The 13,430-nt window shown below is 42.0% G+C and carries 10 protein-coding genes and 1 rRNA gene; 8 read left to right on the top strand and 3 right to left on the bottom strand.

Translation table 11 applies throughout. The features are described from left to right. Window positions 1-63 precede the first annotated feature (63 nt). The 3 genes from ACEN2L_RS03315 to ACEN2L_RS03305 all read left to right on the top strand — a co-directional run bounded on the left by ACEN2L_RS03315 (window position 64) and on the right by ACEN2L_RS03305 (window position 1,982). Window positions 64-636, top strand: coding sequence for an LON peptidase substrate-binding domain-containing protein (locus tag ACEN2L_RS03315; RefSeq protein ID WP_441741692.1), 573 nt, complete (start codon window positions 64-66; stop codon window positions 634-636). Between the two features lie 73 nt (window positions 637-709). Beyond that, on the top strand, window positions 710-1,306 hold the full coding sequence (locus ACEN2L_RS03310; RefSeq protein ID WP_441741691.1) for a sigma-70 family RNA polymerase sigma factor: 597 nt from the start codon (window positions 710-712) through the stop codon (window positions 1,304-1,306). Continuing rightward, window positions 1,299-1,982 carry a ChrR family anti-sigma-E factor gene (locus ACEN2L_RS03305; RefSeq protein WP_441741690.1) on the top strand — a complete coding sequence of 228 codons (684 nt, stop codon included), beginning with the start codon at window positions 1,299-1,301 and terminating at the stop codon, window positions 1,980-1,982. The genes ACEN2L_RS03310 and ACEN2L_RS03305 overlap by 8 nt, the downstream gene beginning before the upstream one ends. A gap of 68 nt (window positions 1,983-2,050) precedes the next feature. On the opposite strand, the gene ACEN2L_RS03300 is transcribed toward ACEN2L_RS03305, so the two are convergent. After that, the gene (locus tag ACEN2L_RS03300; protein ID WP_306023599.1) at window positions 2,051-2,818 is read right to left on the bottom strand and encodes an outer membrane protein assembly factor BamD; all 768 of its coding nucleotides are present in this window, start codon (window positions 2,816-2,818) and stop codon (window positions 2,051-2,053) included. A 168-nt stretch (window positions 2,819-2,986) separates the two neighbouring features. On the opposite strand from ACEN2L_RS03300, the gene rluD reads away from it, so the two are divergent. The 3 genes from rluD to clpB all read left to right on the top strand — a co-directional run bounded on the left by rluD (window position 2,987) and on the right by clpB (window position 7,502). Beyond that, window positions 2,987-3,970: a 23S rRNA pseudouridine(1911/1915/1917) synthase RluD gene (rluD, locus tag ACEN2L_RS03295; RefSeq protein WP_441741689.1), complete on the top strand. Its 984-nt coding sequence runs from the start codon at window positions 2,987-2,989 to the stop codon at window positions 3,968-3,970. A gap of 2 nt (window positions 3,971-3,972) precedes the next feature. After that, window positions 3,973-4,734 (top strand): peptidoglycan editing factor PgeF, encoded by a 762-nt coding sequence (gene pgeF, locus ACEN2L_RS03290; protein WP_441741688.1) that lies wholly within the window; start codon window positions 3,973-3,975, stop codon window positions 4,732-4,734. A gap of 197 nt (window positions 4,735-4,931) precedes the next feature. Continuing rightward, complete coding sequence (gene clpB, locus ACEN2L_RS03285) at window positions 4,932-7,502, top strand: ATP-dependent chaperone ClpB (protein WP_306023596.1); 2,571 nt, start codon at window positions 4,932-4,934, stop codon at window positions 7,500-7,502. A 65-nt stretch (window positions 7,503-7,567) separates the two neighbouring features. Here clpB and prsT read toward each other — a convergent pair whose 3' ends face one another. Continuing rightward, complete coding sequence (gene prsT / locus ACEN2L_RS03280; RefSeq protein WP_441741687.1) at window positions 7,568-10,357, bottom strand: XrtA/PEP-CTERM system TPR-repeat protein PrsT; 2,790 nt, start codon at window positions 10,355-10,357, stop codon at window positions 7,568-7,570. Between the two features lie 96 nt (window positions 10,358-10,453). Further along, window positions 10,454-11,440 carry an exosortase-dependent surface protein XDP1 gene (gene xdp1, locus ACEN2L_RS03275; protein ID WP_441741686.1) on the bottom strand — a complete coding sequence of 329 codons (987 nt, stop codon included), beginning with the start codon at window positions 11,438-11,440 and terminating at the stop codon, window positions 10,454-10,456. A 329-nt stretch (window positions 11,441-11,769) separates the two neighbouring features. Between xdp1 and pssA the strand changes: the two genes are divergently transcribed. Both pssA and ACEN2L_RS03265 read left to right on the top strand, forming a co-directional pair. Continuing rightward, window positions 11,770-12,582, top strand: a complete 813-nt coding sequence (gene pssA, locus ACEN2L_RS03270) for a CDP-diacylglycerol--serine O-phosphatidyltransferase (RefSeq protein ID WP_441741685.1) — start codon at window positions 11,770-11,772, stop codon at window positions 12,580-12,582. A 565-nt stretch (window positions 12,583-13,147) separates the two neighbouring features. Next, a 16S ribosomal RNA gene (locus ACEN2L_RS03265) occupies window positions 13,148-13,430 on the top strand; the annotation flags it as partial.

Genomic DNA, 13,430 nt, shown 5'->3' with positions numbered 1-13,430 from the left:
GATCCATTCTCATTGAGGTGGCGTAACAGATATCATTAATAAATGAGTAAGCTTTTTACAGATATGAAACCCATAATCCCTTTTTTTCCACTATCAGCGCATGTACTGCCAGGCGGGCGTCTTCAGTTGCGTATTTTCGAACCGCGATATGTTCGGATGGTGAAAGAAGCGTGTGCTAATGACACCGGTATTGGTATATGTATGTTTAATGCCAAAGGTGCTAAGGAGTCTAACGAACACATTTTTCCAATTGGGACATATGCAAAGGTAGTTGACTTTGATTTATTACCTGATGGCATGTTAGGCATCACCGTCGAGGGTAAGCAATGTTTTCAGATTTTATCAGTTGAAACCGAAGCAGACGGCCTTCGGGTGGGGCAAATTGAATGGTTAACAGAATGGACGTTGCCGGAAGACCAACAACTGTTAAGCCCAATCAACGAGCGCCTAGTAGAGATTTTTGAAAAATATCATGAGTTAAAAAATTTATATGAAACCCCTCATTTCGACGATCCTATTTGGGTCATTTACCGCTGGTTAGAGTTAATCCCTGTCAACGCTGAACAAAAGCAACAATTGTTAAAAGATAAAGATTGTATGAAAGCCCTCTCTTTTCTGACACAATTGGTGGAGTGATCCTTTTTTAGTTAACCCCAGTATAAGAGTTAAACATCAACTTTTTGGGTAACTTATGTTAGTCGGAATACCTTTGGAATCTAGGTCCTCTCATTCTGTTAAACCGATAGAATGCGCCGATGAAATGGCTGCATTTTTAAGTGCTGTTGCAGAAAAACGTTGTGAACGCTCGTTTGCCAACGTCTTTAATTATTTTGCTCCTAGGCTGCTGTCGTATTCGTTAAAGCAGATGGGTAACGAAGCCCTCGCAATGGAGTTGGTGCAGGACACAATGGCAAATGTGTGGCAAAAAGCGCATTTGTTTGACGCATCCAAGGGTTCTGCGTCTACGTGGATCTTTACAATAGCCCGAAATATTCGCTTTGATTTACTTCGTAAGTTAAGAAACCGTAAGGAAGATATTTGTGCCGACGACTTGTGGCCAATATTGTGCGAACAGACCGCCGACGTTAATGAAGTGTCTCATGATCACCAAGTAACGATGGACGAGATAGGCATATTGTTTGAATCGCTCCCAGATAAGCAGAAGGCGGTCATTGAAGCGATTTACATAGAAGGCAAGTCGCAACAAGAAGTGGCTGACGAGATGAACATTCCCTTGGGAACGGTGAAATCAAGAACCCGTTTAGCCTTACAAAGATTGAAAGAGATGATTGATACTAATGATTAAGCACCATCCAACCTCGCAACAGTTAAATGCTTTTGTCTCTGGTGTGTGTGAGCCAACTCTAGCGCTAATGATCTCAGCTCATACGGATCTATGTGCAGAGTGCCAAGCTAAGTGTTTGAAATTACAACATGTAGAAACCATTGATGCATTTAGTTCGCCGGTGGCCAGAACACCCGAGCTTGACAAAATGTTTTCTCGCATCACCCAGTTGCCTCAGCAACAAAAAACGCTAACCGCAGACTCACCTTTCGAAGGATCTGGCTTGAGTCATTTCGACATCGAGCTTGAAGGTAAGCGTTTTGTATTGCCCAGGACCTTAAAACGATATGCTAAGCACACAGGTAATTGGTCTCGTTTAGTAGGCAAGTTATGGCAAGCTCCAGTTGATTTAGGGTGTATGGGCAAGGCCAACTTTATATACATGGAGAAGGGAGGCAAGGTTCCAGAGCACACTCATAAAGGTTCAGAGATGACGCTAGTGATCGATGGGCAGTATGGAGATGGCGTTGCCAATTACGATTGCGGCGATTTTACTTTGCTTGATGGTACCCATAATCATTTGCCTCATTCTGAAGCAGACGAAGGTTGTTTAGTGTTTACCATCGTCGATAAGCCGCTGTATTTCACTTCGGGTATAGCCAGACTGTTGAACCCATTCAGTCATTTATTTTTTTAGTAAATGATGAAACAAAAAAACGCGCTTCTGATTAGCGCGTTTTTTTATGCTTCAATTAATTCATAAAATCAGCTGATAAAACTGCTATTGGGGTAGTTTAGCTTCAACGTTTTCATCGCATTCACTTTCAGCTCTTCTAATTTTAATTGGTCGTAACATTCAACCATGATTTCTAATGCTTCTTGTACGTGCGAGGTATCAGAATAATACTCAAGTACGTAACGACCTCTATTAGCGGCGGCCACAAAAGCCTCACGGCGCATATAAAAACGCGCGATGGCAATTTCATACTTCGCTAAGCGGTTTTTAATGTGCAACATTCTTTTTTGCGCATCAGCCGCATATTTACTTTCAGGGTATTTTTCAATCAAGCGTCTGAAATCTTCAAAGGCCTCTCTTGATTTACTTGGATCTCTGTCAGAGCGGTCAATTCCAACAAGCTCTTGAAACAAGTTTTTATCCGCCTCCATGTTAGTTAATCCGCGCATATAAATTGCGTAATCAACATCTGAATGATTGGGATTTAAGCGGGTGAAACGATCAATAGTGGCAATGGCCTCTTGGGTCTTGCCCGATTTGTAATAGCTATAAATCAAATCAAGTTGTACTTGGTGTGAGAACGGGCCAAAAGGGTATTTAGAATCAAGTGCACTCAGTGTTGCAGTCGCAGCATTAAAATTGCCTAATTTCATTTTTTCTTTGGCATCTTGATACAGAGCTTGTTCGCCGCGATTGCCAATAACAATATCTTGATCATCAGGAGATGAAGAACAACCTGCCATTAAAGCAAGCATGCCTCCCAGTATTAATGTATTTATTCGTGAACTATTGGTCATATTGTCTCTAATTACTCTTATTTATATAGGTGATACTTGATATGCCATTCATTGAGTATCAAAAATCCGTTAGAATAGACGTTTATCGATCATTGTTGCGCATTCTACCCCAGCACTTTGGGCTATGCACATATAAATCGTCATGTAACCTTATTGGATCCTTATTGTATGTCTACCCACAGTGAAAAAATTCATTTGCAAGCAAGTGTACCGCAAGATTTATTCGGCAAACGCTTAGATCAAGCTTTAGCCGAAATGTTCCCTGATTATTCACGTTCTCGCTTAAAAGAATGGATTTTAAGTGATTGCGTTAAAGTAAACGAGCAAATAGCCAATACGCCACGTGAAAAATTAGTGGGAGAAGAGCTCGTTGAGATCAATGCAGTAATAGAAGTTCAAGTTCGTCATGAAGGACAAAATATCAAACTTGATATCGTCTATGAAGACGATGATATTCTGGTGATTAACAAACCGGCTAATTTAGTTGTTCATCCGGGCGCGGGGAATTCTAGCGGCACAATATTAAATGCCTTGTTAAACCATGCACCTCAAATCGCTAATGTGCCACGAGCAGGTATTGTGCATCGATTAGACAAAGACACCACGGGGTTAATGGTGGTAGCTAAAAATATCATAGCGCAAACTCATTTAGTTGAGCAGCTTCAAGCCAGAGAAGTCAGTCGCGAATACGAAGCCATTGTGTATGGCACTATGGTTGCTGGTGGAACGGTTGATGCCCCCATTGGCAGACACCCGACAAAACGAGTGAACATGGCCGTGATTGAATCTGGTAAACCAGCGGTGACTCACTATCGAGTGAAAGAGAAGTTCCGTGCTCACACCTATGTAAGATTAAAATTAGAATCGGGTCGTACCCATCAAATTCGCGTACACATGTCGCATATTCGTTATCCATTAGTGGGTGATATTAGCTATGGTGGCAGACCACGTCCGCCAAAATCAGCTAGTCCAGAATTTATCGAAACACTGAGAGCTTTTCGTCGTCAAGCCCTACATGCTGTCCAATTAGAGTTAGTGCATCCTGTGACGGGTGATTGGATGAGCTGGCAGGCGCCTTTACCAGATGATTTTGTGCATTTGCTATCAGTCATTCGTGAAGACAAAACCATTAACGGCAGTGGAGATGTATAAGCTTGGCCTTGCCAAATTTTATTAAACCTGATTGGAAGGTACCACCTCATATTGTGGCCTACACCAGTTGCCGTGGAGGAGGGGAATCATCCCCTCCTTTCGACTCGTTAAATGTGGCGCAGCACGTTGGCGATGACCCACAAGTAGTTGAACAAAATCGCAGCAAACTACCTAATTTTCAGCACTATCATTGGCTCAACCAAATACACAGTGATATCTGTCTTGAATTACCCCATGAACATTCCGCCAGTGCAGATGCTAAGTTACCTGGCGCTGACGCGTGTTTTACGTCACACAAAAATCAGGTTTGTGCCGTTATGACAGCTGATTGTTTACCGCTGTTGCTATGCAATGCCCAAGGTACAAAAGTTGCCGCTGTGCATGCTGGCTGGCGGGGATTAGCTAATAATATCATTGAAAAAACCATCGACAAATTAGCCTGTGATACCTCGTCTATGTTTGCTTGGCTCGGCCCTGCTATTAGTCAACAATATTTTGAAGTGGGCGCAGATGTGAAACACAGCTTTGCTGATTTTCCAGAAGCATTCATGCCCTCGTCAAATTATTCAGCTAACCAAGCTAAGTACTTAGCAGATTTGTATGCCATCGCCCGAGCAAAGTTAGTCGCGATGGGGTTACACAATATCAGTGGTGGAGAGTATTGTACGTATGAGCAAGCTGATTTGTTTTTCTCTCATCGCCGTGCGACTCACCAAGGCTTAAGCACTACAGGCAGAATAGTGACTTCCATCTACATATCCTAAACATGAATGCCTAGCGAGCGGTGTGCTCGCACAACGCTCCTTGTTTGATTAAGATCAAACTCCCTTGTTATTTTGTGTTTCTCACCCTTCTATCTTGTATAACCTTACTTGAAATGTGGTCATTTTATACCCATAACTAGAACAACTTAGTTTTAATGGTCATTCGACCAGGGTTTACCCGCATTTGGAGTCCTAATATGCAATTAGACCGTTTTACCAGTAAATTACAAATGGCCCTTTCTGAGGCACAATCTTTAGCTTTAGGCCGAGATCATCAGTATATCGAACCGGTGCATCTACTGAGCGCGTTGTTAAATCAGCAGGGCGGTTCGGTTCGTTCTTTGTTTGACCAAGCTCAGCTAAATGTAAATGGCTTACGTTCTGCCTTAGCTGAAGCTTTAGACAAGGTGCCCCGTGTTGATGGCGTGGGCGGCGATGTACAATTAAGCAAAGACACCGTGGTACTGCTTAATTTAAGTGACAAAATTGCGCAAAAGCGCAAAGACCAGTACATCACCTCAGAAATTTTTGTGCTTGCCGCTTTGCAAGATAAAGGACGTTTAGGCGACATACTCAAACAATTTGGCGCTGACCAAGACAAAATCGAAAAAGCCATTGAAAAAATGCGTGGTGGTCAAAAAGTGACCGATCAAAACGCCGAAGATGTCCGTCAAGCGCTGGATAAATTCACCACAGACTTAACCGAACGAGCTGAGCAGGGCAAACTCGACCCAGTCATCGGCCGCGATGATGAAATACGTCGCACTATCCAGGTATTGCAACGCCGGACAAAAAACAACCCGGTCTTAATTGGCGAACCTGGTGTGGGTAAAACAGCCATTGCCGAAGGCTTAGCCCAGCGTATTATCAATGGTGAAGTACCTGAAGGACTTAAGAATAAACGAGTGTTGTCTTTAGATATGGGCTCCTTAATCGCGGGCGCGAAATTTCGCGGGGAATTTGAAGAACGACTCAAAGCAGTGCTTAATGAATTGGCTAAAGAAGAGGGTCGAGTCATCCTGTTTATCGACGAATTGCACACCATGGTGGGTGCTGGCAAAGGTGAAGGTGCCATGGATGCAGGCAATATGCTCAAGCCCGCGTTAGCAAGGGGCGAACTGCATTGTGTAGGTGCCACAACGCTAAATGAATACCGCCAATATATCGAAAAAGATGCGGCCTTAGAGCGCCGATTCCAAAAAGTATTGGTCGAACAGCCCAGTGTAGAAGACACCATCGCAATATTACGAGGTTTAAAAGAGCGTTATGAGCTTCACCATTCGGTAGAAATTACTGATCCTGCTATTGTTGCCGCAGCGTCCCTATCACACCGCTACATCAGTGATCGTCAGTTACCGGATAAAGCCATCGATTTAATCGATGAAGCCGCTTCGAGTATTCGCTTGCAGATGGACTCTAAACCGGAAGAAATGGATAAGTTAGAAAGACGTATTATCCAGCTCAAACTAGAAGAACAAGCGCTGTCTAAAGAAAAAGACGAGGCCAGTCATAAACGACTAGAGTTAATTGAAATTGAACGTGAGCAAGCAGAGCATAAATTTTCAGATCTAGAAACCGTTTGGTTATCTGAAAAACAAGCCATGCAAGGCACACAAAACATTCGTTCCGAATTAGAGCAAGCAAAACTGGACTTAGAGATTGCCCGTCGAGCCTCTGACCTTAGTCGCATGTCTGAACTACAATATGGCCGAATTCCTGAACTTGAAAGCAAATTAGAACTCGCCAGCGAAACCGAAAACGTTGAGACCACTTTATTAAAAAATAAAGTGACTGAAAACGAGATTGCCGATGTGTTATCCCGATGGACCGGCATTCCCGTATCCAAAATGCTAGAAGGCGAAAAAGAAAAACTGCTGTCTATGGAGAGCGCGCTACACAAACGAGTAGTAGGCCAAGCTGAGGCTGTAAACGCGGTGTCCAATGCCATCAGACGTTCTCGCGCTGGCCTCTCTGATCCTAATCGTCCCATTGGTTCTTTTTTGTTTTTAGGGCCAACAGGAGTGGGTAAAACAGAATTATGTAAAACCTTAGCTGGCTTTTTGTTTGATACCGAAGATGCCATGATACGCATCGATATGTCAGAGTTTATGGAAAAACACTCTGTCGCTCGTATGGTAGGTGCCCCTCCTGGCTACGTTGGTTACGAAGAAGGCGGCTATTTAACCGAAGCGGTACGCCGTAAACCCTATTCAGTGATTTTGCTTGATGAGGTAGAAAAAGCCCATCCCGATGTATTTAATATACTGTTGCAAGTGCTTGATGATGGCCGTTTAACCGATGGACAAGGCCGTACGGTTGATTTTAAAAATACCGTGATCATCATGACCTCGAATCTGGGCTCTGATATTATTCAAGAATCTAATCGCACCAATAACTACGAGCAAATGAAAGCTTTAGTGATGGGCGAAGTAGGGCAGCACTTTAGACCCGAATTTTTAAATCGAATCGATGATGCCGTGGTGTTCCATCCACTCGGCCGTGAACAAATTAAATCCATTGCTAAAATTCAATTGTTGTCACTACGTGAACGACTTGCGGTTAAAGGATTTAAGTTGGAACTCAGTCACGCGGCTCTTGATAAACTCGCAGAGGCCGGTTTTGATCCAGTATTTGGAGCCAGACCCTTAAAACGTGCCATCCAAACTGAAATTGAAAACCCCTTAGCGCAAATGCTATTAGGCGGCACCCTAGGTGTTGATGGAGTGGTTAAAATTGATGTAAAAGACCAGCAGTTCACGATTATTTAGTGAGTTAATGTGTCCCATTTAGCATGGTTAAACGGGACACATTTAAAGCGGGTTTATTAACTGCACTATTTGATACTATCGAGTAAAGCCTGTGCTTTAGGGCGATTGTAAAAAGGGCGTTGAACATTAACAGCCATAGTCAGTTCATTTTTAGCTTCTTCCAGTCGCCCTAATTTAATTAGGGTATAACCGATGTGGTATCTAATTTCAGGACTGTTTGCATCACGGGCGTAGGCTTTACGCAATAAGCCTAATCCTTCTTCGTACCAGCCTTGCAGGCTTAATACCCATCCGTAAGTATCGAGGATTTTGGCGTTGTTTTCATTTAATGCAAAGGCCTGTTCAATGTAGCTCGCGCTTTGCTGCAGGTCATCTTCTAGGCTCATGATGGCGAGCTTATTGTATATTTCTGCCTTGTTAATTTGTACTTCTGCTTCCAGAAGTGCTTTATATAAAGCTGAGGCCTGGGCAAAGTCTTGCTGTATGTAATAAAACTGCGCCAGTAAATTTTTTGCCAAGATGTTATTCGGGTTGACCTCAAGCAATTTTCTCGCTTGTTTCACAAAGTCTGTCTCTTGGCTTCCACGTATACTCATGTCATACAAGATAATTAAGGCTTGATGAAAATTAGGATCAAGACCTAACGCTGTTTTTAAATATTTAACAGCATTTGATTCGCTTTTAAGCGCATTAGCATACAGTGCTTTAATCAACCAAAAGTTAGGATTTTGCTGATTAGTCGATTCAATACGGCTAATAATGGCTGCGGCTTCATCAAGCTGAGAAGACTCGATCAATAGCTTCACTTTATCTAGAGTGATGTAGGTATTGTTGGGCGCTAATGTTTCAGCGCTAGTGAGTGAGCGAATTGCGCCAGTGTAATCCTTAATGGCTCTTTGCAATTGGCTAGTGAGTATCAATGACTCAAGGGGTAAATCACTAAACAGACTGACCCGTTTTAATATTTCATCAAGCTCAGTAAAGCGTTTTAAAGGCAGTAAAATTTGTGCTTTTTGCAGTTGATATTCAGCGTTATCAAAGTTTTCTGCTAACAAGCGATCAACATGATACAACGCACTTTCATAGTTACCCATACGCATATAAATAGTAGCCAACTGACTTTTTGCGTACTGATCGCGAGGGTTTAATACAATTATGTCGCTATACAGCGCAATGGCGTTATCTAACTGACCATCAGCCACTAAATTATGGGCTTTTAACGTTAGAACTTGCAGGTGAGTAGGTGATACCGCTAGTAAGCTTTCAATTAAGTTATTTGATTTAGTTAATTCGCCCTGGCGACTATAAATTGACGCTAAATTAAATTTTGCTGGAAACAAATTAGGCTCAAGACTCAAGGTTTTTTCAATTAAGACGATGGCCTCATCAAGCTTGTTTAAGCGAATAAGAATACCCGCTTTCAAATTAAGAAAGTTAGCGTCGTTTGGGTACAACTTGATTAAGGCATTGGCACCGTCGAGGGCTTTTTCTTTTTTATTCCCTTGTAAGTTCAGCATACTGTAGGTGAACAAATACGTTGGATTTTTGATGTTCTGTGCTAAACCCTTATCTAAGATAGCCAAGGCTTCTTCTTGTTTGCCCCGCACCATCATCAGTTTAATTTTAAATAATTGCAGGCGAGAGTCATTAGGGTAAAGCGGTTCAAGCTCATCTAATAAACTTTGTGCTTTAAAGGCACGGTTAGAGTTAATAAATAACTCGCCAAGTAAAAGTGCTGAGTCTAAGTTTTCAAGTAACTTACTTTGATACTTTTCTAACAACAATAAGGCCTGTTTGTTTTGCTGCGTTGCCATGTAAGTGCGACTGAGCAAAATAACGGCTTGCATGTCATTCGGGTTTTTAGTTAGGTATTTTGCAAAATCTTTAGACGCTTGTTCGGTATTACCATTAAAAAAGGCGGTTAATCCGCTAATATAAAGCAGCTCTGGTTGCGCGGCGATAACATCAGGTCCCAGGCTAGATAGTATGTTATTTAGCCGGTCTAAACGCTCATTATTTACCGGTTTGCTTTTGTCTTTACTGTCTAACCAGCTACTTAACAATATTGCCAATGGATCATCAGGGGTTTTTTCGATAATTTCATTTACGAAGGTTCGAGCCCCATCAAAGTCATTACTTTCTAAATATAAATCGGCCAAACTACGCAAGGTCAGTGGATCATTGCTGTTTAATTTGAGCGCTTGTTGTAATTCATCTATCGCTAGGTCGATGTTACCCATCGCGCGCGATAATTGGCCTTTTTGTCGCCAGGTTGTGGCTTCAGTGCGTGAAATAGCCATGGACTGGTTAATAAAACCTTCGGCAGCCTTATAGTTTTTTTGAAACAAGGCAATCGCGGCTAAACCATTTAATGACATGGTGCTGTTAGCATCTAAAGCTAATGCGTCGTTGTAAGTTGTTGTTGCACAATCATATTGCTTTAACCTGACACAGGCAGTGGCTCGAATAAGTAACCACTTTACTTTTTGTTCTAGAATAAGCTTATCGGTGTAATTGAGATCCAAAATCTCTTGGTATTTATTTTGAAAGAGCAGGGCATTGCCCAAAGGCTCAGCAATAATATTAATATCAGCCCCTTGTTGTAAGGCCTCGTTAAATTCAACTTCAGCCGCTGTTAAATAGCCGTTAATTAACAATATTTGCCCCATTAGTATTTTAGCGGCTAAATTGTCGGGGTCTTGTTGCAGGCTATTTTTTAAATGAATAAACGCTTCATCGTATTTTTTTGCATTATAAGAGGTTAAGGCTTTTTCGTAGTCTCCCAACGAGCTAGCTAACGCGTTAGATTGGCTGAATATAAGAATAAAGAATAAAGCAATGAGTTTTAGTGGCATAAAAAATAACTTCAGTTTTACGAGTAAATATAACAAGAGTTTGAACAAAAAAGGTGGCATAAGCCACCTTTTTTAGTTTGTAAAATAATTTGCTTATTAGGCTTTGCGTCTACGCCATGCCATTAAACCGCCGCCTAAAATAAGTAAGGCGAAAGAGCTAGGGGCATTTACATCTGTTGGTGGTTTGGTACCTGTGTCTGGAACCTTAGTAAATCCAACACTTGCAAGTTTAAATGAATCGTTGCCTAAGCTCCCGTCGTCACCTAAGTCTCCGAACACTGTGTTATACGCTCCAATCAACCAATATTGCGCTGGACCTATAGCGGCGAAATCTGACACATAAGTACTTCCATAAGGAGTTTCACAATTTATAACCTGGAATGAGTTGCTAGCAACACTGCCATTGGCTATATCTTGCCAGTTTTGCTGACCGCTCACTAATCCACTAATGTCGTTTAGACCGGCTACTGAGACCTGAGTCTTATCCACACCGCCTTTACCTAACCATGAAAATGTAGCACCGTCTAAAGTGACAGCTTCAGAAAACGATAACAATATCATATCGTAATCCGTATAATGTCCGGAGTAATTATCGACTCCATGAGAATAATCGCCAGAACCGCTATTTGTTTCGTATGAATTTAGAACACCTAGACCTTTGTCAGTGCCTTCAGAGTTCAAATAATCTTTTATAGTTGCAGTTTTAACTAAATCTTCTTTTGGAGCATCTAGATCTATTTGAGACCAAGCACTTACTTGTATACCAACTCCGTCGACATGCACAGAGCTTAATGAACCATCGGTTCCCTCATCTACTTTAAGGCCAGTTGATTTTTCGTATATGTCATAATTAAAATTGTTTTCAAATGAATCGCAAAAGGTTGACGTGCTTGAACCGCCACCAGTTGAACCGCCACCAGTTGAACCGCCACCAGTTGAACCTCCACCAGTTGAACCTCCACCAGAATGGCACCCTGAACTATACCACTTGCTGTAAGTTTTTCCTGTCGCATAAGCATTGCTAGCAACGCATGAAACGATTATGGTCAGAGCAAGTATTTTTTTATTACTGAATAACTTCATTTTATTCTATCCTACGGCAAATTACTAAGGCTCGTTAAGCATAAACTGTGCCTGAAATTTTATTGTGTTATAAATCAGGCGGATACGCCGTGAAACTAGTTGATGACTAAAGTTAGTGTAAATTTAACTGACAGTCAGTTTAGGGAGTTGCAAGCTATTAACTACATTCTCCCTTTTTAAATAAATGGTTTAAAGATGTATTTTTATAGATAGGTATAATTTTTGATTTTTAATGAGCAGGCACAGCACCGGAGACTTTCTTTATCCAGGTCGCTTTATATTTTAATTGGCTGTGATATCTTGCTAGCACTATTTTTTGGAGTAACTAAATGTCTGAACAAAAACGTAGGGGCATCTACCTTCTACCTAATTTATTAACTACTGCTGGATTGTTTTCTGGTTTTTTTGCCGTTGTATCTTCGATGAACGGTCGTTTTGAAGCGGCCGCAGTCGCCATCTTTATAGCGATGATTTTTGACGGCCTTGATGGACGTGTAGCGCGAATGACAAATACCCAAAGTGCCTTTGGTGCCGAATACGACTCAATGGCGGATATGGTGTCCTTTGGGATGGCCCCCGCATTAATAGCTTACAACTGGGGCTTAAGCGACCTTGGTAAAATAGGTTGGTTGGCTGCTTTTATCTATGTTGCGGGTGCAGCACTAAGGTTAGCAAGGTTCAATACCCAACTAGGCACTGCCGATAAACGTTACTTCCAAGGCTTAGCCAGCCCCGCAGCCGCCGCTTTAGTTGCAGGCTTAGTGTGGGTGGGCGTTGAATATAATGTACAAGGCAGTGATATTGGCATCGTTGTTGCCATTCTAACAGGCTTGTCAGGTTTATTGATGGTCAGCAACTTTAAATACAACTCTTTTAAAGAACTTAACTTACATGGCAAAGTCCCTTTTGTTGCCTTATTGGTCATCTTATTAATATTTGTTGTAGTAGCGACCGAACCGGCTTTGGTGTTGTTTATTGCTTTTGCTTTGTATGCATTAGCAGGCCCAGTGAATACCTTTAGAAGTGTCGATAAAGTGCGTCTAGAGCACGTGTTAGGCGATCCAGAGGAAGAGGATGCTGACTTTGGGCGTGAAGAGACAAAAGATAAAGCTAGCGATGCGGTCAATCAAGAAGTGAAATAGTCGCTACGTTCGCTGGGCAATATTTAATTAAGGCAGGTAATTCTGCCTTTTTCTATTTTAAGCGTTGTAAGGTAGCCAAATTTCACCATCTTGCTGAAATAATAACCACTTAAACAGGTATTTCAAAAAAGGTGTTGCAAGTCGAAACGGGATCTCTATAATGCGCCTCCTCGCTTCGGGACAGACTTTAAAAGGCTGAAACGACACAGGCTTTGGCCAGTGAGCGAGACTCTTCGGAGTCAAGCAGTTAGCGGGTTGTAAGGAAGGGTTTTAAAAATTAATTTAAAAACTTTCTTGACAACGAAAACGGATAGCGTAATATGCGCCTCCCGCTTGAGAGGGTCTTCGGACAGCATCTTAAAGCAGAAAAAGATTTACTAGGCGGTCATCAAATAGGATGGTCACCCAGTACAAGCGTTATTTCAGAAATAAGTGTTCGTTACGTTCACGCATTTCTCTTCGATAATGTTGTACTAAATGCTCTTTAACAATTAATAACAAGACAATCTGTGTGGGCACTCACTTGATGAGTGTCTACCAAAAAAAATTCATGTTTTATATATTTCAATTGAAGAGTTTGATCATGGCTCAGATTGAACGCTGGCGGCAGGCCTAACACATGCAAGTCGAACGGTAGCACAAAGAAGCTTGCTTCTTGGGTGACGAGTGGCGGACGGGTGAGTAATGCTTAGGAACATGCCTTTGTGTGGGGGATAACTATTGGAAACGATAGCTAATACCGCATAACGTCTACGGACCAAAGGGGGCTTCGGCTCTCGCGCAAAGAGTGGCCTAAGCGAGATTAGCTTGTTGGTGAGGTAAAGGCTCACCAAGGCGACGATCTCTAG

The organism is Flavobacterium sp. W21_SRS_FM6 (genome assembly GCF_052119645.1).
GTDB lineage: Bacteria > Pseudomonadota > Gammaproteobacteria > Enterobacterales > Alteromonadaceae > Paraglaciecola.
Note: the sequence above shows the minus strand (reverse complement) of the source record. Positions and strands in the feature narration are given on the sequence as shown.

Coding starts and splice junctions, on each gene's coding strand:
- rluD (WP_441741689.1), top strand. CDS start 2,987: ATGTCTACCCACAGTGAAAAAATTCATTTGCAAGCAAGTGTACCGCAA.
- pssA (WP_441741685.1), top strand. CDS start 11,770: ATGTCTGAACAAAAACGTAGGGGCATCTACCTTCTACCTAATTTATTA.
- prsT (WP_441741687.1), bottom strand. CDS start 10,357: ATGCCACTAAAACTCATTGCTTTATTCTTTATTCTTATATTCAGCCAA.
- ACEN2L_RS03315 (WP_441741692.1), top strand. CDS start 64: ATGAAACCCATAATCCCTTTTTTTCCACTATCAGCGCATGTACTGCCA.
- ACEN2L_RS03300 (WP_306023599.1), bottom strand. CDS start 2,818: ATGACCAATAGTTCACGAATAAATACATTAATACTGGGAGGCATGCTT.
- clpB (WP_306023596.1), top strand. CDS start 4,932: ATGCAATTAGACCGTTTTACCAGTAAATTACAAATGGCCCTTTCTGAG.
- xdp1 (WP_441741686.1), bottom strand. CDS start 11,440: ATGAAGTTATTCAGTAATAAAAAAATACTTGCTCTGACCATAATCGTT.
- ACEN2L_RS03305 (WP_441741690.1), top strand. CDS start 1,299: ATGATTAAGCACCATCCAACCTCGCAACAGTTAAATGCTTTTGTCTCT.